Here is an 18,884-nt window from a genome sequence, read left to right on the forward strand (position 1 = left end):
TCTGGGTCGAACAGTACGCCGGATTTGCGCAGAAGCACCCAAAACCTGCGGTTCGGGTGCTTCTGCGCTGAGTGGGCGGGTGGTGCCGCGGCCGAGGGCACGCGGCACCACCCACGATTGGTGGGTTTAGAAGAAGCCGAGCGCGCTGTCGCTGTACGACACGAGGAGGTTCTTCGTCTGCTGGTAGTGGTCGAGCGCGAGCTTGTTGTTCTCGCGGCCGATGCCCGAGCTCTTGTAGCCACCGAACGCGGCCCCGGCCGGGTAGGCATGGTAGTTGTTGATCCACACGCGACCGGCCTGGATGTCGCGGCCCGCCCGATAGGCGACGTTGCCGTTCCGTGACCAGACGCCGGCCCCGAGGCCGTAGAGCGTGTCGTTCGCAATGGAGATCGCGTCGTCGTAATCGTCGAAGCTCGTCACCGCGACGACCGGGCCGAAGATCTCCTCCTGGAAGATGCGCATCTTGTTGTGGCCCTCGAAGATGGTCGGCTGCACGTAGTAGCCCTCCGACAGGTCGCCGCCGAGGTCGGCGCGCTCGCCGCCGAGGCGCACCTTCGCGCCCTCCTGCTTGCCGATGTCCATGTAGCTGAGGATCTTCTCGAGCTGGTCGTTCGAGGCCTGCGCCCCGACCTGGGTGTCGGTGTCGAGCGGGTTGCCCTGCACGGCTTTCGCGGTGCGCGCCGTGACGGTGTCGAGGAACGAGTCGTAGATGGGCTTCTGGATGAGCGCCCGGCTCGGGCACGTGCACACCTCACCCTGGTTGAAGGCGAAGAGCGTGAAGCCCTCCTGCGCCTTGTCATAGAACGCATCGTTCTCGTCTGCGACATCTTTGAAGAAGATGTTCGGGGACTTGCCGCCGAGCTCCAGCGTGACGGGGATGAGGTTCGCCGACGCGTACTGCGAGATGAGCCGGCCCGTGCTGGTTTCGCCGGTGAAGGCGATCTTGCGGATGCGCGGGCTCGACGCGAGCGGCTTGCCGGCTTCGACACCGAACCCGTTGACGACGTTGATCACCCCGGGCGGCAGGATGTCGCCGATGAGCTCCATCAGCACCAGGATCGACACCGGGGTCTGCTCCGCAGGCTTCAGCACCACCGTGTTGCCAGCGGCGATCGCGGGCGCGAGCTTCCACACCGCCATCAGGATGGGGAAGTTCCAGGGGATGATCTGCCCCACGACCCCGAGCGGCTCGTGGAACTGATACGCGACTGTGTCCTGGTCGATCTCGGCGTGGTCGCCGTCCTGCGCGCGGATCGCCGCGGCGAAGTAGCGGAAGTGGTCGGCGGCGAGCGGCAGGTCGGCGTTCAGCGGCTCGCGGATCGGCTTGCCGTTGTCCCAGGTCTCGGCGACAGCGAGCAGTTCGAGATTGGCGTCGATCACGTCGGCCATCTTGTTGAGCACGGCGGCTCGTTCTGCCGGCGAGGTCTTGCCCCATGCGGGAGCAGCGCTGTGCGCCGCATCCAGGGCCTTCTCGATGTCTTCGGCGGTGCCGCGGGCGACCTCGGCGAAGGGCTTGCCGGTGACGGGGGAGATGTCTTCGAAGTACTGGCCCTTGACGGGTTTGGTCCACTCACCGCAGATCCAGTGCTCGTAGCGGGGTTTGAACGTGACTTTGGCATCCGGGGTGCCGGGTGCTGCGTAGATCGTCATCTTCACTGATCCTTTGACGTCGTTGTCGTAGGAGGCGCAGGTCAGGCCTCGCTCGCGACGGTACGCGCCCGGAGGTTGCGCGGAGGTTGCGCCGGGTTGCGCGGGTTACGCGCGGGAACGCGTTGCGCCGGGTTGCGCTGGGTTGCCCGGCCTGCGCGCGGGAATATGTCGCGCCGGGTTGCGCGCGGGAATGCGTCGCACCGGTAGCGCTGCGCGTTTTGCGCAAAAGCACCCAAAGGGTTGGGTTTAGGTGCTTTTGCGCAAAATAGGGTGGGTCAGGCGCGCGCGGAGGTTGGGTGAGCGGGCGCGGGGCGGGTCAGCGCGGGCGGGCGGGTGCGGCGAGTTCGGCGTCGATGCGTTCGATGCGGGAGACGACGGATGCCCGGCGGGGCGAGTGCGCCGGTAGCCGTTTGAGGCATTCCGCCCAGACCTCTCGGTCGTACGAACATTCGTCGGAGCGGGCGTACCCCAGCAGCACCTCGGCGGAGGCGTCGGCCATCAGCGACTCCCGCACGTTCGCGCTGACCTCACGGCGGATCTCGACGACCCCCGGCGCCCGCGACCCCGCCAGCACCTCGCCGGCGTAGGCACCGAGGGCCACCCTGTGCGCCCCCCGCTCGAGAAACGCCAGAACGCGGTGCGCGTCGAGCTCGATCGGCACGGGCAGGCGGTAGGGGCGCGACAGCGGTTCGAGCGCGGGGTCGATGTCGGCCAGCACAGCGCGCAACCGCACCATCTCCGCACGAAGAGTCGCGACCGAGTTGTCGGCCGCGTAGAGCTTCTGGGCCAGCTGCTCGGCCGAGAGTCCGTGCCGGTTCCACGCCAGCAGGGTGAGGATCTCGGAGTGCCGCACGCTCAGTTCGTGCGACCGGCCACCCTGGGTCAGGCGGCCCGCCTCGCGGCCGAGCACGCTGAGAAGGGGGGCATCCGTCGATGAACGCCTCGCCGGAGCCGACACGATGTGCGTCGCATGATGCCGCTCGGCGCGGCCCGGGCGGGGCGGACCGGAGCTGCGCAGCCCCGCGTTCGCCAGCCCCGCGTTCGCCTGGCCGGCGTTCGCCAGGCCGGCGTTCGCCAGGCCGGCGTGCGACAGGCCGGCCTGCGGAAGGCCCGCGTGCGGCAGGCCCGCTCGCGACTGACCCGGGCGGGGCAGGATGCCCGGCGAGAGCTGGTGGATGCGCAACTCGGCCTCAGCGGCAGCCACGGCGGCTTCGAGCAGGGGCAGCGTGATCGGCGAGACCGCGTCATCGCCTCCGGTCACGTCGATGACGCCGAGCACGTCGCCCGAGCCCGGGTCGTGCACGGGCACGGCGGTGCAGCTCCACGGGTGCACGATGCGGTTGAAGTGCTCGGCCCCGCCGATCTGGATGCTGCGATCCAAGGCCAGCGCGGTTCCGGGCGCGCTCGTTCCGACGACGCGTTCCGACCAGTTCGCCCCCTCGACGAACGACATGCCCTCCGCTCGGCGGCGCAGGTCGCGGTCGCCGTCGATCCACAGCAACCGGCCCGCCTGGTCGCCGATCGCCACGATCAGCCCGCGTTCGAAGGTGTGCGCGATGAGCAGGCGATGGATGACCGGCAGCACCAGCGCGAGCGGATGAGCGCTGCGATACTCCCTCAGGGCATCATCGTCGAGGTCGAACGCGGGAGTGAGCCGGTCGGGGTCGAGGTGCAGCTCGAGGGAACGCTGCCAGCTCTCCTCCACGATTCGCCGCACCGCGACGGTGTGCGCGGGGCCGCCCTGCCCCGCCGAACCCCGCACGGATTCGCCGACCACGGATTCGCCGACCACGGAGTCGTGCGCGAGGGCGGCTCGGTGGCGCGGTGTATCGCCCGAGGGAGTGATGGCGACCGTGCGGGCCAAGGGGTGTTCCGATCTGCGCTGATCTGTGGCTGTGCGCCTCAGGATACCCCTCACCGCACCGAACAGGCTGGAGATGGCGCGGGAACCGGCAACGCCTCGGGCGGTGGTCGAGCCGCTACAGTTCTGGCATGGAGATCCGGTTGTTCGATGTCGCCACGGCGACCGCGCTGGCACAGATCCTGCCGATCATCCTGCTGGCCCTGATGGTGGAACTGCGTCGCGTGAAGATCCATCGTCGGGGCCGCAGCATCCGGCGCACGCGGGCGATCATGGCGGTGTTCTTCACGCTTTTCGCCTCGATCGAGACCGTGCTGGTGCTGTCGATCGACGGCCGGCTGTTCCCGACGCAGTGGAGTGACATCGTTGCCGCGCTGATCATCTTCGCGATGCTGTGGCTGCTGTTCGTGCTTTCGTTCATGAGCGAGAAAGAAGAGAGCGAGCGCGAGCTGCGTCAGGACGGGCGGCGGGCCGGGAAGCGCAGTGGCGGTCGTGAGCAGGATGCGGGCGACGACGCTCTCTGAGCGTTTCGGCGACCTGCCGCTCGGGGTGGCGGGCTGCGGCTGAGCGGTTCGGCGAACGGCCGCTATGCGGGTTCGGGGGCGGGCTCGGCGACCACTTCGGTGACGATCCGTGGCATCGAGACTGCGGCGAGTACGGTCGCTCCGGCGCAGACGGCGACCGCGATGAAGGCGCTGCCGGAGGCGAGGGCGATGGTCGCCGGGTCGGAGGTGCCGCCGTCGCCGTGCGCGGCGTAGATGCCGTTCGCGATCGCACCGAAGATGGCCACGCCCACGGCGCTGCCGATCGACCGCGCGAAGAGGTTGGTGCCCGTCACGACCCCGCGCTCGTTCCAGGGCACGCTCGACTGGGCGGCGATCAGCGACGGCGTCGCGACGAAACCCAGACCGAGCCCGACCACGAAGCAGCTCACGGTCGTGAGCACCAGGTTCGGATTGGGAGCCGAGAGGGCCAGCGACACGGCACCCGCGACCGCCACGGCGAGTCCGATGAGAACTGTCGAGCGGAACCCGATCCGCAGGTACACCCGCCCCGACTGCGACGCAGCGATCGGCCAGCCGATGGTGATGGACGCCACCGCGAGCCCTGCCACCAGCGGCGAGACGCCGGTCGCGCCCTCGAGGAACGTGGGCACGAACGACGTCAGCCCGACGAGCACGGCGCCGACACCCAGCGAGATGAGGGTGGTGGTGAGCAGCAGGCGTCGGGAGAAAACCCAGAGCGGCAGCACGGGTTCAGCGGCGTGTCGTTCGACGAGCAGGAACGCGACCACGGCCACTGCGCCGATGCCGAAGGCCGCGAAGCTGGCGGGGGAGTCCCACGCCCAGGCCTGTCCGCCTTCGAGCACGGCCAGAATCAGCGACGTCAGTGCCACCGTCAGCACGGCGGCCCCGGCGTAGTCGACCGTGTGTCTAGTGCGTTCGATCTTCTCGTGGAAGTTGCGGATGAGCATCCAGCCCGCAATCAGGCAGAGCGGGATGTTCACGAAGAAGATGAAGCGCCAGGAGACGAACTCGGAGAAGAGACCGCCGAGGCTCGGGCCGACCACCGATGAGATCGCCCAGACGCTCGCCAGGTACCCCTGCACCTTCGCCCGTTCGGCCAGGGAGTAGATGTCGCCGGCGATCGTGATCGACATCGGCGCCACCGCCCCGGCACCGAGACCCTGCACCACGCGGAAGAGGATGAGCGCGGGCATGCTCCACGCGAAGCCGCAGAGAATCGAGCCGACCAGAAAGAGCGAGATGCCGATCAGGATGATCGGCTTGCGCCCGACCGTGTCACTGAGTTTCGCGTACACAGGCACAGAGACGGCCTGGGCGAGCAGATAGATGGAGAAGAGCCAGGGGAACTGGGAGAAGTCCCCGAGGTCGGCCACGATCGACGGCACGCTGGTGGCCAGGATCGTCGCGTCGATGGCGACGAGCCCTGTGGCGAGCATCAGGGCGATGAGGAGGGGGCCGCGCTCGGAACGGAAGCCGACGCCCTGCCTGTGTACGGAGGTGCTCATAGTGACCTCAAGTCGCGGGTGGGGTGAATTTATTTCCTGCGGGGCAAGTATCCGTGGGCTCTGGTGGGCGCGCGGGCTGCGCCGGGGTGCGGTGGCGGTGGCGGTGGCGGGGCAGGGCGTGGTGGGAGTGCGGCGGCGGGGCGGGCGGCACGCGGGCGGCGTGCGGGTGGCGCGGGGTGGCGCGGGGACGGGTAGGCGGTGCCGGGGCGTGCGGGCTCCACTGGGGGTCACGGGCAGGTGTAGGACGCGCCGGTGATGACGTCGGTGCAGGTGAAGGTGAAGATCGGGGGCGTGACGGGGAAGATGACCCCGCCACCACCCGAGCTACCGCTGCTGCTGCTGCCGCTGCCGCTGCTACCGCCGCCACCGCTCCCGCCGGAACTCGACGACGATCTGACGGCCGCTGCTGCACGGGCTGCCTCGGCCTTCGCCTCTTCGGCGGCCGTCTGGCTGGCCTGCACAGCCTGGGCCGCGGCGATGTAGGCGGTGACGGCGCCGGTCAGGTCGACGGATGTCACGGCGACACCGGTTTCGAGAGCGCTTCCGGCCGACGTCACGGCGGTCAGGGCCGCGCCGAGCGCGTCGCGCGTCTCCGAGGTGGCGAGGGCGGAATCGTCGAGGATCTTCTGTCCGCGGGCGACTGCGGCGGTCGAGACGCTCGCCAGTGCGGCTCGCGCTTCGACTGACTGGGCGGTGAGGGTGGCCGCTGCATCCGTGAGTGCGGCGGCGTGCGCGTCGGCACTGGCGCGGGCGGCGTCGAGAGCAGCCGCGTCGGCGAGGATGCCCGGGGTCGTGGTCGCGGTGACGGAGACGGCGGTGAGCGTGACGGTGGTCGCAGGCGCAGCTGCGGTGGGCGCGGAGCCTGCGGCTGCCGTTGTCGCGGCTGCGGGGGCCGCGGCTGCGGAGTTCGCTGCTGAGGCGCTCGCGGTTCCGCCGCCCGCTCCGGCGTCGGAGGCGAGGGCCGCCGTGACCCGGGCCGCGGTGGCGGCGGCGGTGTCGAGTGCCGACTGGTCTGCGAACGTCGCCAGCGGCGTCGTCAGCGCGCCGAGTTGTGCCGCGAGTGCCGAGGCATCGGACACGCTCGAGGTGTAGGTCGCCTGGGCGGTGGTCTCGGCATCCTGAGCCGTCGTGAAGAGCTCAGACGACGCTTCGCGGGAGGCGATCGCGGCCTCGTGCGCGGCCGCACCCTGCCGAAGATCGGCGACGACACCCCCGGCGATGAGCAGGGCGACCACCGCGGCGAAGGCACCGAGACCGAGGTTCAGGGTGCGGCGGCCCGGCCGGCGACGCTCGTGTTCGGCAGTCGACATGTTGCGGCCCTCCCCGGCGTCACCGTGCGGGTCGGCGCTTTTCTGCTGCCAGAGTAGCCGACTGTCAAGCATTCGGGAGTGCATGGCCGGGTGTCGGTTCTGCCGCGTACGCTCGGACCATGACCACGTCACACACCCTTCTCATTCTCGGCGCGAGCGGAGACCTCACCGAACGCCTCCTGCTGCCCGGCCTCGGCAGCCTCATCGCGGGCGGGGTCGAGGCCGACAAGGAGCTCATCTCGGGGCTGCGCATTCTCGGTTCCGGGCGTTCGGAGCGCAGCCGCGACGAATGGCAGAAGACCGTCGCGACGGCACTCGATGCGGTGGGGGCGAAGGGGGCGGATGCTCGGCAGATCATCGCCGACGCCGACTACGTGGTGGCCGACCCGACCTCGAAAGACGATCTCGCGGGCATCCTGGGCGGAGTGGAGGGTGCTCTGGTGATCTACTTCGCGCTGCCGCCCGCGATCGTGGTGAAGGTCATCGACACGCTCGCGAAGGTCGAGTTGCCCGGGGGAACGGTGCTGGCGCTCGAGAAGCCGTTTGCCTCCGACGCGCGGAGCGCTGCCACGCTCAACCGGCACCTGCTGAAGCTCGTACCCGAGGAGCAGATCCACCGTGTCGACCACTTTCTCGGCATGTCGACGGTGCTCAACATTTTGGGCCTTCGTTTCGTCAACCGACTGGTCGAGCCGATCTGGAACAACCAGAACGTCGAGAAGGTCGAGATCATCTACGACGAAGACCTCGGGCTCGAGGGGCGAGCCGGGTACTACGACAGTTCGGGCGCCCTGATCGACATGCTGCAGTCGCACCTGTTGCAGGTGCTGTCTATCGTCGCGATGGAGGCGCCGACGCGCATCGACCCGGTCGACTTCCGGGCGGCGACGGCGGCCGTGCTGCGGGCCACTTCGGTGTGGTCGGGGGTTCCGCAGCTGCAGGGAACGGATGCTGTCAGCCGGCGTGCGCGCTACACGGCCGGTACCGTGGGCACCCGGAAGATGCCTTCGTATGCGTCGGAGGAGGGTGTCGACCCGTCGCGGGAGACGGAGACGCTGGCTGAGATGGTGGTGTCGGTCGACACCCGGCGGTGGGCGGGCGTGCCGTTCGCGCTGCGGTCGGGCAAGGCTATCGGCGAACCGGTGAAGCAGGTCGTCCTGACCCTCAAGCCGGTCGGATTCGTGCCCGCCGGCTTGACCGGCGCGCAGTCGCGCGAGCGCCTGGTGATCGGTCTCAAGCCCGAGACCCTCACCTTCGAGTTGACATTGAACGGCGACGACGATCCGTTCAGCCTCGAGCGGCACGACCTGACGACCGAGCTGGCACCGAGCCCCCTGACGGCCTACGGCGAGGTGATGCGGGGGGTGCTCGGCAGTGATCCGACGCTGTCGATCCGCGGCGATGTGGCCGAACAGTGCTGGCGCATCGTCGCACCCGTGCTGAACGCGTGGAAGCGGGGCGACGTGCCCCTCGAGGAGTACGCCGCGGGCTCCCAGGGCCCGAGCAGCTGGTCGCACGACGTGACGGAGTAGCGGCGGGGTAGCGCTCACCGCCCCGCGCTGCCTCGGGTGGGCGTGGCGGGGTGGGGTCGGTCAGGTGTGGATCGTGTGGGCGGAGCTGCCGACGCGGAGGCCGGTCACGGTGAGGGCGCCGGCGGGGGCCGGGCGGATCGGGTTTACGGCGAGAGTGCCGCACGCGGCATCCGGATTCAGGCCGAGGGTGGTCGTGAGAACGCTGACGGCGGCGGCTGCCGACCACGCCTGCGGACGGCAGGCGGCGGGGTACGGGACGGCTTTCGACGCTGACGTGAGCGGGTCGCCGGAGTGCAGCTCGGGCATCCGGTAGTCGAAGCCCTCGGCGGCCGCGAGGAGGCCCTCGATCAGAACGGCTGCCTCTGCGGTGAGGCCTTCGCGGCCGAGGCCGGCGATCGCGATGGCGGTGTCGTGGGCCCAGACCGATCCGCCGTGGTAGCTGAGAGGCCAGTAGCCGGCGGAGTCGGTGGACATCGTACGGAGCCCGTAGCCCGAACTGAGTTCGGGGGAGACGAGGCGAGCGGCGATGAGGGCGGCCTGGTCGGAGGTGAGGATGCCGGTGCCGAGGAGGTGGCCGATATTGCTGGTCACGGTGTCGACGCGTCGCTTGGAGGCGTCGAGTGCAACGGCGGGATAGGCGCCGTGGGGGGAGTCGATCCAGAAGTGGTCGGCGAAACGCTGCTTGAGGGCGTCGGCCCACGCCAGCCATTCGTCGGCTTCGGTGGGGCGCGCGGAACCGGAATCCGCGGCGCGCGCGGCGGCAGGGCGCGCGGCGGGCCCCGCGACATCCGGAAGCCCAGCGAAGTGCGCAAGCAGCGCCGCCCCACCGACGGCTGCCTCATGGGCGTAGCCCTGCACCTCACAGAGCGCGATGGGCCCGGTCGCCAGGGTGCCGTCGCGCCACTGGATCGAGTCGCCGGAGTCCTTCCAGCCCTGGTTCGCAAGCCCGTGGCCTGTGGTGTCGACGTACTCGAGAAAACCGTCGCCGTCACTGTCGCCGTAGTCGCGCATCCACGCAAGGGCGGCGCGCAGGTTCGGCAGCAGAGCGCGCACGGTGGCGTCGTCGAGGCCCCACGTCCACGCATCGTGCAGCAGGATGATCCACAGCGCGGTCGCGTCGACCGTGCCGTAGTACAGCGGGGGCAGCGAGACGTTCTCGCCGGGGATCAGCAGCTCGCTCGCGCGCAGCTCGTGCATGATCTTGCCCGGCTGCTCGGCGGTGTCGGCGACCTCGCGCGTGCCCTGCAGGCGGGCCAGCAGCTTCAGCGTCGAGCCCGCCAGCTCGGTGCCGAACGGCAGGAGGAAGCGCGCGGCCCAGAGTGAGTCACGACCGAAGAGGGTGAAGAACCAGGGCGCACCGGCCGCGAGGAATGGCTCGTCGGGGTACGCCCGGGTCACGAGCCGCAGGGCGTCGAGGTCGTCGAGCGCCGTCTCCACCCAGTGGGCGAGGCGCGTGTCGTCGCTCCGGATGCTCGGCTTCACCCGGTGCGCATCGAGCGGCGGACCGGCGACGACGTTGGCCGAGTCGCTGAGGTCGAGCGTGAACGTGACGGTTGTGCTCGAGTGCGGGGCGACGTGGATCGGCCAGGTGCTCTCGCTGGCGCCACCCGCCGCGCCCGCGGTGCGCGAGGTGGTGGCACCCGGCGCGGTGAGCGCGGCGCGCGCGGTGCCGTGCTCGAAAACGGCGGCGTGCGCTCCGTCGCCCGGGGAGGGGGTCGACGGGGCAGGGGGGTGTGGCGTCGCCCCTGCGGCCGGGCCACCTGCGGCGGGACCCCCTGCGGCGGGGCCACCCGCGGCCGCCCGGCCGGTTCCCTCGAGCCCCGCCTTCACGGACTGCATCTCCGAGAAGTCGGGGCAGAGGGTGAGGGTCAGGGTGGTGTCGATCGGCGTGGCGATCGCCGAGGTGACCGTGAGGGTCTCGGTGAGGTGTCCGTCGGCGACGGTTCGGGTGCGGTCCAGGCGCACTCGCGGGTCGGCTCCCGCACCATCCAGTTCGCGCAGCAGCGAGACGAAGGTCACCGAGGAGGCGCCGTTCCGATGGGTCGCGATCGATTCGGGTGTCACGCCGCCGACGTCGATGCTGAGCCCGGCGAACATCCGGATGTCTGAGTGGTACACCCCGTGAATGGGACTGCCTCCGAGGGAGCCGTCGTGAGCCGACCACACTTGGGTCGGGGCGCGGTAGACGACGAGCTCGTCGGCGAGGAGGGGTTGCCGCAGTCGCCCGGGCACCTCCGTCACTCCTTCACCGCCCCGTCGCTCGCATTCAGGATGCGTCGCTGGAAGATGAAGAAGACGACGGCGACGGGCACCGTCATGATCGCTGCGGCCGCCAGCTTCAGCGGGTACTGCGAGCCCTGGCTCAGCTGCCCGCTCGCGAGCGAGGCCATACCCTTGGTGAGTGTCGTGAGGTCGGGGGACTGCGTCGAGATGATGAAGTGCGACAGCTCGTTCCACGACCCCTGGAACGACAGGATGATGATGGTGATGAGGGCGGGCCGGGCCATCGGCAACACGATCGACCAGAAGGTGCGGAAGACGCCGGCGCCGTCGATCTTCGCCTGCTCCTCGACGCTCGCCGGTATCGACTCGAAGAAGTTCTTCATGATGAAGATGCCGGCGGCGTCCGCGAGCAGAGGGATGATCATGCCGCTGTACGAGTCGTACATGCCGAGCTGGTTGATCACCAGGAACTTCGGGATGAGCAGCACGACGTTCGGCACGGCCATGATGGCGATGAGTGCAGCGAACACCACGTTGCGGCCGCGATAGCGCAGTCGTGCGAGGGCGTACCCGGCGAGAGAGTCGAAGAAGACGCGACCGGCCGTCACGAAGATCGTCACGACGAACGAGTTCTTGAACCAGACCGGGAAGTCGGAGTTCAGGAACAACCGTTCGTAGGCCGCGGTGGTGATGGTCTGCGGCAGCAGCGAGAGGGGCGAGCTGGCCGCTTCGGCATCGGTCTTGAACGAGGTGGCGAGGTTGATGAGGAACGGGAAGATGTAGACGACGGCGATCGCCACGAGCAGCGCGTAGAGGAGCGACTTCGCGACGAGGGCGGCACCGGGGCGTGCCGCACCCGCCCTGCGGCCAGGGCCGGACGGGGTCGCCGACGAGGGCGCCTTCAGCACCTCCTCGGCGGTGACGGCCAGGGCGAGCGAGCGTGCGGTCGGGGTGGTGGCGGTCATCGGCCCGTTCCCTTCGTGTCGAGGCTGTAGGCCCGCAGGCGCCGTTTCGAGACGGCCTTGTCGCGCAGGATGAAGCGCTGCAGCAGGGTGAGCACGACGATGATCACGAACAGGATGAACGCGATCGCCGAGCCCTGCCCCCACTGCTGGTTGTTGAACGCGGAGGTGTAGGAGAGGTAGGCCGGCGTCACCGTCGTCTTGCCCGGCCCGCCCTGTGTTCCCGTGTAGATCTGGTCGAAAACCTGCCAGGTTCCGATGACGCCGAGCGTCAGAACCGTGAAGAGTGTGGGCTTGAGCTGCGGGAGCGTGACCCGGAAGAAGCGTTGCCAGCCGTTCGCGCCATCCATCATCGCCGCCTCCTGCGTTTCACCGCTGAGGTTCTGCAGGGCCGCGATGAACAGCAGCATGAACGTGCCGCTGGTGGTGAAGACGGCCATCAGGACGAAGGCCGACATGGCGACGGATGGCCCGGAGAGCCAGTCCCAGAGCGAGACGCCGAGCGCGGTGTTGTCGGTCAGGAACCCCGGACCCTGGGTCACTCCGAAGAGCCCGAAGAAGTTGTGCACGATGCCCGACGGGTCCTGGAACCAGTTCGGACCGTTCACGCCGAGGTACGAGAGCACTTTGTTGACGGCGCCGGTCGCTCCGAAGAGAAAGAGCCAGAGCACGGTGATGGCAACCGAACTGGTGACCGACGGAAAGTAGAACGCGGTGCGAAAGAACCCGCGCCCCCGCAGAACCGCGCGGTTCACCAGCACGGCCAGAAAGAGCGACAGCGCCGTCTGCAGCGGTACGACGAGCAGCACGTACCAGCCGTTGTTGCGCAGCGAGATACCGAAGTCGCGCTCGGCCAGGCCGCCGCCGTTCAGCAGTTCGCTGTAGTTGTCGGTGCCGACGAAGCCGACGGTGCCCGAGAAGGGGCTGCCCCGACCGGTCCAGTCGGAGAAGCTCACCCAGAGCGCCATCCCCACCGGCACCACGAGGAACAGGCCCAGGATGACGATCATCGGAGCGGTGAAGAGCCACCCCGCGACGCCCTCCCGGCCGGCGATGTGCGATCGCCTCCGAGCGGATGCCCGACGGTCCGTGAGTGCTGTCATGACCTGTTCCTCCCGAAGCCCGTACCCGTGCCTGCCCGGCGCCCGCCCGCGCCTACTTGCCGATCACCGCTTCGAGGTTCTTCTGCGTCGAGTCGAGGATGGCCTGCGGATCGGCGGTCGCCAGTGACTCGAGCTGTGAGTTCAGGTCTTTGATGACATCGGCCGAACCCTGCGCGGTGGGCACACCCTGGGCGAAGGTCGCGGAGTCGAGGAAGGGGGCCAAGTCTGGGTTGGCCGACTTCCACTCCGCCGCTGCCGACTGCACGGAGGGCATCACGCCGAAGGCGCTGGCGAATGCCAACTGCTGGTCGGTGGAGGTGAGTTGTTCGACCAGCTTGAGGGCGGCATCCTGGTTCTGGCTGTCGGCGGCGATGCCCCAGCAGTTGGTGAACTGCAGGGTGCCCTGGCCGGCGGTGCCCGCGGGAAGCTCGGCGATGCGGTACTTGATACCCGGGTAGTCGGCCTTCATGGCGCCGCTGATCCAGTTGCCTTCGATGGTCATTGCCGCGAGGCCCTTGCCGAACGCCTCGCCGCCCCAGCCGGCCCCGAGGGTGGAGGAGTACTTCGCGGCGCCGCTGGTCAGGAGGCTCTTGACGTAGCTGAGGCCGGCGACACTGGCCGCGGAGTTCGCGGTCGCGGTCGTGCCGTCGGTGTTCACGAGGCCGCCACCGGCCTCGGCCATGAAGGCCCCGACGCGTGCGTACTCCGGTGAGAAGCTCAACCCGGCGTGGTCGGCGGTCGTCAGCTTCTGGGCGACGGCGCTCAACTGGTCCCAGGTGGTGGGAACGTCGGCGTCGGTGAGGCCGGCCTGCGACCAGAGGTCGGTGTTGATGACGAGGCCGAGGGTGGAGAAGTCCTTGGGCGCGCAGTAGAACTGGCCGTCGTAGGTGAACGACTTCACGAGGGTGGGGTAGAAGTCGTCCTTGTTCGCGAGCTTCTCGCCGTAGGCGAGCAGGGAGCCGTTCGCGGCGTAGCCGGCGAGGGCGTCGGTCGAGACGTAGAACACGTCGGCAGGCTTGCCGGATGCGAAACCCTGGCTGAGCTGCTGGTTCAGGTCGCTGGCTGCGGTGACCGTGGCCTGGGTGCCCGAGGAGCTCGACCAGGTGGCGACGGCATCCGTCACGGCCTTGGTCTCGGCGTCGCCGCTGGAGCCGATGAGAACGGTGAGGGGTGACGAGGCGTTCTGGCTGGAACCGGCGCTGTCGCTGAAACCGGATCCGCTGCAGCCGGCGAGAGTGAGGGTGCTTGCGGCGACGACGGCGCCGAGCGCCAGCCATCTCTTCGTGCTTCTTTGCATGATGTCTCCTTGGTGTTCGATCGATCCAACATCGTTGTCGTCGGGGCAATTTGATCGATCAAATTTGCTGTACCTCACGTTAATCGCCGCGTCAGAGGGTGTCAAGACGTGCGGCGGATTGTGGTTGGATCGTTCTAAGCTGACCGCGGAGGATCGGATGAAGCGCATGGCGACCATTTCAGACGTGGCCGATGCAGCGGGTGTCTCGCGGCAGACGGTGTCGAATGTGCTCAACACGCCGACGATCGTGCGGCCCGACACCCGGCAGCGGGTCGAAGAGGTCATCGCTCGGCTCGCGTACCGTCCGCATGCGTCGGCCAGGCGCCTCCGCACGCGGAAGAGTTCGACCATCGGTATTCGGCTCGATCCGATGACCGACGGCATCTCGGGCTCGGTGCTGGACCGCTTTCTGCACGCGCTCACCGAGCAGGCCGCCGAGAGGGGCCTGCGCATCCTGATCTTCACGGCGGCGGGGCCCGAAGACGAGATCGTGCAGTTCAAACGGCTGATCGACGGGGCAGACGTGGATGCGTTCGTGCTCACATCGACGTTCCACGGCGACCCGCGCACGGAGTGGTTGATCGAGAACGGGCACTCGTTCGTGACGTTCGGGCGGCCGTGGGGCATCGACGACATGAGCGATGAGAACCATCTGTGGGTGGATGTCGACGGCTCGGCCGGGCTGCGGGCCGCGACCGAGCACGCGCTGGCCGCCGGGGCGCGCCGGGTGGGATACATCGGTTGGCCGGTGGGGTCGGGAACGGGGGATGACCGCCGGCGCGGCTGGCAGAGCGCCCTCGTCGCTTCGGGGGTCACCGATGTGGCGCTGCTCGAATCGCTGCAGGTCGCGGCGAACGACACCGTGGTCGAGGGCGGAGCGGCGATGCTGAGGCTGCGGGAACAGGTGCCGGGTCTCGACGCGGTGGTCTGCGCGAGCGACTCTCTGGCGCTTGGGGCAATGATGAACAACCCGCACGCGCTGCCGGTGACGGGGTACGACAACACGCCGGTCGCCGCGGCGCTCGGGCTGTCGAGCGTGGAGCAGTGCCTCGGCGACGTCGCGGCGGGGGTGCTGGAGCTGCTGATGGCGGAGAGCGCTGCCGGTGCGGCTGCGGGCTCGGGCGCTGGGGCGGGTTCGGGGGGTGCCGCTGGCGAGAGTTCGGGGGGTGCCGCTGGCGAACGTTCGGGTGATGCCGCTGGCGAGGTCGCCGGGGACGGGGTCATGGGCCCGCAGGCCGATGACCCGCGGCACCGTCTCGTCATCCCGCGTCTCGTCGTGCGGGAGATGGTGGTGCCCGGCTGGTCTCCCGAGTGAGGGGCGGGGGTGCCACTGGGAAGCAACGGTGTCGTGGGGCTGATGATGGGCGGGGGATCGCCGACCCGCCTATTGAAGGAGTTTGCTAAGGTTTTCTCATGTTGGAGAAGACGTCACCCCAAGTCATCGTCGGCCGCGTCGGTCGGCGTGCGAGCAATGCCCTGACCGTGGAGTTCACCGACGGCCCGGGTGCGCCGGTGGCGACGGCGAAGCAGGGCGGGGCCGGGGGGTTCGGCGGTAGGTTCGCCATCGCACTGGGCCTCCGCAACCACGGCCCGGGGCGGCACCTGTCGGTCACGCGCGAGGGTGACCGCATCGTGACCGACAGCGGGTACAACTCGCCGTCGGTCATCACGCGCAACAGCGAACCGGCCCTGTCGGTGACCTGCGGGGGGTTCACGAGGGTCTGCGGGGCCGATGGCGTCGAGCGGTTCCGCGTCGAGCGCGATCCCGATCGGGCGAGCACCTCCGACGTCGACCGGATGCTCGTGGTCGACGCCCGCGGAATGCGGGTGGCGCTCATCGAGGTCATCCTGGCGCGCACGGGGTGGACGATCAGGCCCGGCGACCTGCTCGACCTCGGCCTCAGTGTGGCGAACGACGGGTTGCTCGGGCTGCTGGGCGACGGGTCGCCGAGAAACGGCAGCCTGCCGATCCGCATCCTCGGAACGCGGCTCATCATCCCGGCCCCGGTGTCGCTCGAGGAGCGCGACCTGCTGCTCGGTCTGTGCGTCGACCTCACCATCGGCGGCCGAGACTACGTGGTGGGCGACTGAGGGTGCGGTGTACGGCGCGGGAGCGGGGATGGCGCGGGCTTCAGTTGATGCAGGCGCCCTGCGCGTAGCTCGTGCCGGGAGTGGTGGGGGCTGGGGTGGCTGCGTCCGTTCCGGCGTCGGTGGCGGCTGTGGAGTCGGCGCTGCCGGAGTCGGTGCTGCCGGAGCCGGTGCTGCCGGAGCCGGCCGGATCGGTCGCGGTGATTCCATCGCCGCCGAGCACGACCGTGACGTCGGCGGCGCTGTCGGAGACCTCGACGGCCGCACCGGGGAAGTACGCGGCGACCGCCTTGGCGTCGCCCTCCTTGCCTGCGGGGTATTCGACGACCGTGGTCTCGCGGGTCTCCGCCGAGTCGGGGGTGCCGGTGGCGAACCCGAAACCGCTCAGCGTCTCGGTGCTCGATGCGGCGGCCCCGTCGGCGTCGCTCCCGTTGAGCACCGTCACCGTGACGTCACCGGGTGCAGAGGCCGAGGCGGCATCGTACGCAGAGGGGGTGGGCGAGGCATCCGGAGCAGCGTTGCCGAGAATGCCGGCGATGAACCCGGGCATTGCCGCGGTGTCGACCGCCACGATCGACACCTCGTTCCCGTCGACGTCGATGGTCGGCGTTCCGGTGATGGGAATCGTGGCCGACCGGATCTTGTCGGGGCTGAGGTTTCGCATCTGCGTAGCAAGGTCGATGATGTTCAGCCCGGCGTCTGTCTCGACAGACGAACTGATGGCGTCGAGAACGTTGGCGAGCTTGCCGGGGTTCAGCAGGGTGCCGGCCGACAGAATCTGGCGGGCCTCGACCGAGAGGAAGTACTGCTGTCGAACCTGCCGGTCGAGATCGCCGTTCGGCAGACCGTGTCGCTGGCGCACGAACGACAGCGCCTCGGAGGCGTTGAGCGATGAGACCCCGGCCGGCAGGTCGATCGCCGAGAACGGGTCTTTCACCGCCTGGTTCAGGCACACCTGAACGGGCCCGAGGGCGTCGACCACGTTGTAGAACCCGAGCAGGGAGACGCGAACGAAGTGGTCGATCTTCAACCCGGTGAGCTTCTGGATGGTCGAGACCAGGAGCTGGGCGCCGGCAGCGTCGTTGCCTCCGGCCTCCACCCCGTGAACGAACGCCGAGTTCAGCTTGTCTTCGCCGTAGCCCGGAATGTCGACCCAGGAGTCGCGCGGCAGGGAGATCATCGTGGCCGAGCTGCCGTCGGCCGGCAGGTGCACGACGATCATGGTGTCGGTGCTGGTGCCGCCGCCGTCCTGTTCGGTGCCGAGCTGGGCGAGCTGTTCGGGGGTGGCGTTGTCGGGGCGGTGATCGTCACCGACGAGGAGGATGTTCTGGTCGGTGCCGCTCGCGCCCGACCCGCCGGGAATCGCGTCGATGTGGTTGATCCCGGTGACGAAGCGCTGGTAGTTGTAGACGACGTACCCGCCGGCCGTCACGACGACGAGGATGACCGCGATGACGAACCACCGTGTAATGACCTGGCGTCGACGGCGGCGTCGGCGCTGATCGGGCGTCAACATGCGGCGGGGCGGCGTAGCGGTAGTCATCGCAGCAGAGCCTAGGCATCCGTCTGCACCTCTCAGCTGAGCGACCCGGCCATTCGCAGAAAATTTACACGGCACTGCCAGCCGGCGACTGCGTCAGAGGAGGTGGGAATAAAACCGCAGCCCTGCGGTTGTATCGTATGCAAACGCATAGACTTGTGATGCAGAGATGAAGGATGGCAGGGTTTCGTCATGACTGAAGCAGTAGCAACAGACCGCATCGAGTTCGGACTCGACACGTTCGGGGATGTCACCCAGGCGCCCGACGGTTCCGCCGTCAGCCAGGCCCAGACCATTCGCAACGTCGTCGAAGAGGGCGTTCTGGCCGATCAGGTCGGCCTCAGCTTCTTCGGTGTGGGAGAGCACCACCGCGAGGACTACGCCGTCTCGGCCCCCGACGTGGTGCTGGCCGCCATCGCGAGTCGCACGCAGAACATCCACCTCGGCTCGGCCGTGACCGTTCTGAGTTCCGACGACCCGGTGCGCGTCTTCCAGCGCTTCTCGACGCTCGATGCGGTGTCGGATGGTCGCGCCGAGGTCATCCTGGGCCGCGGTTCGTTCACCGAGTCCTTTCCGCTGTTCGGCTACGACCTCGGCGACTACGAGAAGCTCTTCGAGGAGAAGCTGGAGCTGTTCACCCACCTCCTCGCCGAGAAGCCGGTGACGTGGAGCGGCACGACCCGTGCACCGCTGACCGATCAGCGGGTGTTCCCGGTCACCGAGAGCGGCTCGCTCCGCACCTGGATCGGTGTCGGAGGCAGCCCCGAGTCGGTCGTGCGCACCGCCCGGTACGGGCTGCCGATGATGCTCGCGATCATCGGTGGGTCTTCCGCTCGCTTCGCGCCCTACGTCGACCTGTACAAGCGTGCGCTCGCCCAGATGGAACTGCCGATGCAGGCCATCGGTGTGCACTCGCCCGGGTACGTGGCCGAGACCGATGAGCAGGCGCGCGAGGAGTTCTTCCCGCACTACCAGCTGATGCATGCCCGCATCGGCGCGAGCCGCGGCTGGCCGCCCCTCACCCGCATGCAGTTCGAGGGCGAAGCCACCCCGAACGGCGCCATCTACGTGGGTTCGCCCGAAACGGTCGCCCGCAAGATCGCGACCACCCTCGAGGTGCTCGGAGCCAACCGGTTCGACCTCAAGTACAGTGCCGGAACTCTCCCCCACGAGAACATGATGAAGAACATCGAGCTCTACGGCACCCAGGTCGTACCCCGCGTCCACGAGCTGCTCTCCGAGTCAAAGGCCCCGGTCGCCCTCTAGCCCGAGCCCGTTTTGCGCAA

At 68.9% G+C, this 18,884-nt stretch carries 14 protein-coding genes; 5 read left to right on the forward strand and 9 right to left on the reverse strand.

Annotated elements, in window-relative coordinates; all coding sequences use genetic code 11:
- Window positions 1–126: 126 nt before the first annotated feature.
- Both exaC and B7R24_RS17755 read right to left on the reverse strand, forming a co-directional pair.
- Window positions 127–1,650: an acetaldehyde dehydrogenase ExaC gene (gene exaC / locus B7R24_RS06450; protein WP_116418454.1), complete on the reverse strand. Its 1,524-nt coding sequence runs from the start codon at window positions 1,648–1,650 to the stop codon at window positions 127–129.
- 316 nt (window positions 1,651–1,966) lie between these two features.
- Window positions 1,967–3,514, reverse strand: coding sequence for a GAF domain-containing protein (locus tag B7R24_RS17755; RefSeq protein ID WP_437123512.1), 1,548 nt, complete (start codon window positions 3,512–3,514; stop codon window positions 1,967–1,969).
- 140 nt (window positions 3,515–3,654) lie between these two features.
- Here B7R24_RS17755 and B7R24_RS06460 point away from each other — a divergent pair, with 140 nt between their 5' ends.
- A complete protein-coding gene (locus tag B7R24_RS06460; protein ID WP_216363633.1) occupies window positions 3,655–4,035 on the forward strand; it encodes a hypothetical protein in 381 nt (126 codons plus the stop codon).
- Between the two features lie 62 nt (window positions 4,036–4,097).
- Here the strand turns inward: B7R24_RS06460 and B7R24_RS06465 are convergent, their stop codons facing one another.
- Both B7R24_RS06465 and B7R24_RS18285 read right to left on the reverse strand, forming a co-directional pair.
- Window positions 4,098–5,543: an MFS transporter gene (locus B7R24_RS06465; protein ID WP_116418157.1), complete on the reverse strand. Its 1,446-nt coding sequence runs from the start codon at window positions 5,541–5,543 to the stop codon at window positions 4,098–4,100.
- Between the two features lie 227 nt (window positions 5,544–5,770).
- Complete coding sequence (locus B7R24_RS18285) at window positions 5,771–6,853, reverse strand: hypothetical protein (protein WP_172582732.1); 1,083 nt, start codon at window positions 6,851–6,853, stop codon at window positions 5,771–5,773.
- A gap of 119 nt (window positions 6,854–6,972) precedes the next feature.
- Here B7R24_RS18285 and B7R24_RS06485 point away from each other — a divergent pair, with 119 nt between their 5' ends.
- Entirely contained in the window at window positions 6,973–8,385 is a 1,413-nt protein-coding gene (locus B7R24_RS06485) for a glucose-6-phosphate dehydrogenase (RefSeq protein ID WP_116418160.1), read from the forward strand.
- 60 nt (window positions 8,386–8,445) lie between these two features.
- Here the strand turns inward: B7R24_RS06485 and B7R24_RS06490 are convergent, their stop codons facing one another.
- From B7R24_RS06490 to B7R24_RS06505, 4 genes are read right to left on the reverse strand one after another with little or no spacing between them, the layout of a single operon-like run.
- Window positions 8,446–10,626: an amylo-alpha-1,6-glucosidase gene (locus tag B7R24_RS06490; RefSeq protein ID WP_116418161.1), complete on the reverse strand. Its 2,181-nt coding sequence runs from the start codon at window positions 10,624–10,626 to the stop codon at window positions 8,446–8,448.
- Window positions 10,623–11,573 carry a carbohydrate ABC transporter permease gene (locus B7R24_RS06495; protein WP_116418162.1) on the reverse strand — a complete coding sequence of 317 codons (951 nt, stop codon included), beginning with the start codon at window positions 11,571–11,573 and terminating at the stop codon, window positions 10,623–10,625. The genes B7R24_RS06490 and B7R24_RS06495 overlap by 4 nt, the downstream gene beginning before the upstream one ends.
- Window positions 11,570–12,673, reverse strand: coding sequence for a carbohydrate ABC transporter permease (locus tag B7R24_RS06500; protein WP_116418163.1), 1,104 nt, complete (start codon window positions 12,671–12,673; stop codon window positions 11,570–11,572). Before B7R24_RS06500 ends, B7R24_RS06495 begins: the two co-directional genes overlap by 4 nt.
- Before the next feature lie 52 nt (window positions 12,674–12,725).
- Window positions 12,726–13,970, reverse strand: a complete 1,245-nt coding sequence (locus tag B7R24_RS06505; RefSeq protein WP_116418164.1) for a sugar ABC transporter substrate-binding protein — start codon at window positions 13,968–13,970, stop codon at window positions 12,726–12,728.
- 166 nt (window positions 13,971–14,136) lie between these two features.
- On the opposite strand from B7R24_RS06505, the gene B7R24_RS06510 reads away from it, so the two are divergent.
- Together B7R24_RS06510 and B7R24_RS06515 are read left to right on the forward strand one after the other, a co-directional pair.
- Window positions 14,137–15,285 (forward strand): LacI family DNA-binding transcriptional regulator, encoded by a 1,149-nt coding sequence (locus tag B7R24_RS06510; RefSeq protein ID WP_253259309.1) that lies wholly within the window; start codon window positions 14,137–14,139, stop codon window positions 15,283–15,285.
- Between the two features lie 98 nt (window positions 15,286–15,383).
- Window positions 15,384–16,061, forward strand: a complete 678-nt coding sequence (locus B7R24_RS06515) for a hypothetical protein (RefSeq protein ID WP_116418166.1) — start codon at window positions 15,384–15,386, stop codon at window positions 16,059–16,061.
- Between the two features lie 40 nt (window positions 16,062–16,101).
- Here B7R24_RS06515 and B7R24_RS06520 read toward each other — a convergent pair whose 3' ends face one another.
- A complete protein-coding gene (locus B7R24_RS06520; RefSeq protein WP_116418167.1) occupies window positions 16,102–17,601 on the reverse strand; it encodes an LCP family protein in 1,500 nt (499 codons plus the stop codon).
- A 189-nt stretch (window positions 17,602–17,790) separates the two neighbouring features.
- Here B7R24_RS06520 and B7R24_RS06525 point away from each other — a divergent pair, with 189 nt between their 5' ends.
- Complete coding sequence (locus B7R24_RS06525; RefSeq protein ID WP_116418168.1) at window positions 17,791–18,864, forward strand: LLM class flavin-dependent oxidoreductase; 1,074 nt, start codon at window positions 17,791–17,793, stop codon at window positions 18,862–18,864.
- The last annotated feature ends 20 nt before the right edge of the window (window positions 18,865–18,884 follow it).

The organism is Subtercola boreus (assembly GCF_003399645.1).
In the GTDB taxonomy this organism is placed as follows: Bacteria; Actinomycetota; Actinomycetes; order Actinomycetales; family Microbacteriaceae; genus Subtercola; species Subtercola boreus_A.

Bases quoted from the DNA above. Each gene is read 5' to 3' on its own strand.
- exaC (WP_116418454.1), bottom strand. From the start codon at position 1,650: ATGACGATCTACGCAGCACCCGGCACCCCGGATGCCAAAGTCACGTTC.
- B7R24_RS06465 (WP_116418157.1), bottom strand. From the start codon at position 5,543: ATGAGCACCTCCGTACACAGGCAGGGCGTCGGCTTCCGTTCCGAGCGC.
- B7R24_RS18285 (WP_172582732.1), bottom strand. From the start codon at position 6,853: ATGTCGACTGCCGAACACGAGCGTCGCCGGCCGGGCCGCCGCACCCTG.
- B7R24_RS06485 (WP_116418160.1), top strand. From the start codon at position 6,973: ATGACCACGTCACACACCCTTCTCATTCTCGGCGCGAGCGGAGACCTC.
- B7R24_RS06495 (WP_116418162.1), bottom strand. From the start codon at position 11,573: ATGACCGCCACCACCCCGACCGCACGCTCGCTCGCCCTGGCCGTCACC.
- B7R24_RS06500 (WP_116418163.1), bottom strand. From the start codon at position 12,673: ATGACAGCACTCACGGACCGTCGGGCATCCGCTCGGAGGCGATCGCAC.
- B7R24_RS06505 (WP_116418164.1), bottom strand. From the start codon at position 13,970: ATGCAAAGAAGCACGAAGAGATGGCTGGCGCTCGGCGCCGTCGTCGCC.
- B7R24_RS06510 (WP_253259309.1), top strand. From the start codon at position 14,137: ATGGCGACCATTTCAGACGTGGCCGATGCAGCGGGTGTCTCGCGGCAG.
- B7R24_RS06515 (WP_116418166.1), top strand. From the start codon at position 15,384: ATGTTGGAGAAGACGTCACCCCAAGTCATCGTCGGCCGCGTCGGTCGG.
- B7R24_RS06520 (WP_116418167.1), bottom strand. From the start codon at position 17,601: ATGACTACCGCTACGCCGCCCCGCCGCATGTTGACGCCCGATCAGCGC.
- B7R24_RS06525 (WP_116418168.1), top strand. From the start codon at position 17,791: ATGACTGAAGCAGTAGCAACAGACCGCATCGAGTTCGGACTCGACACG.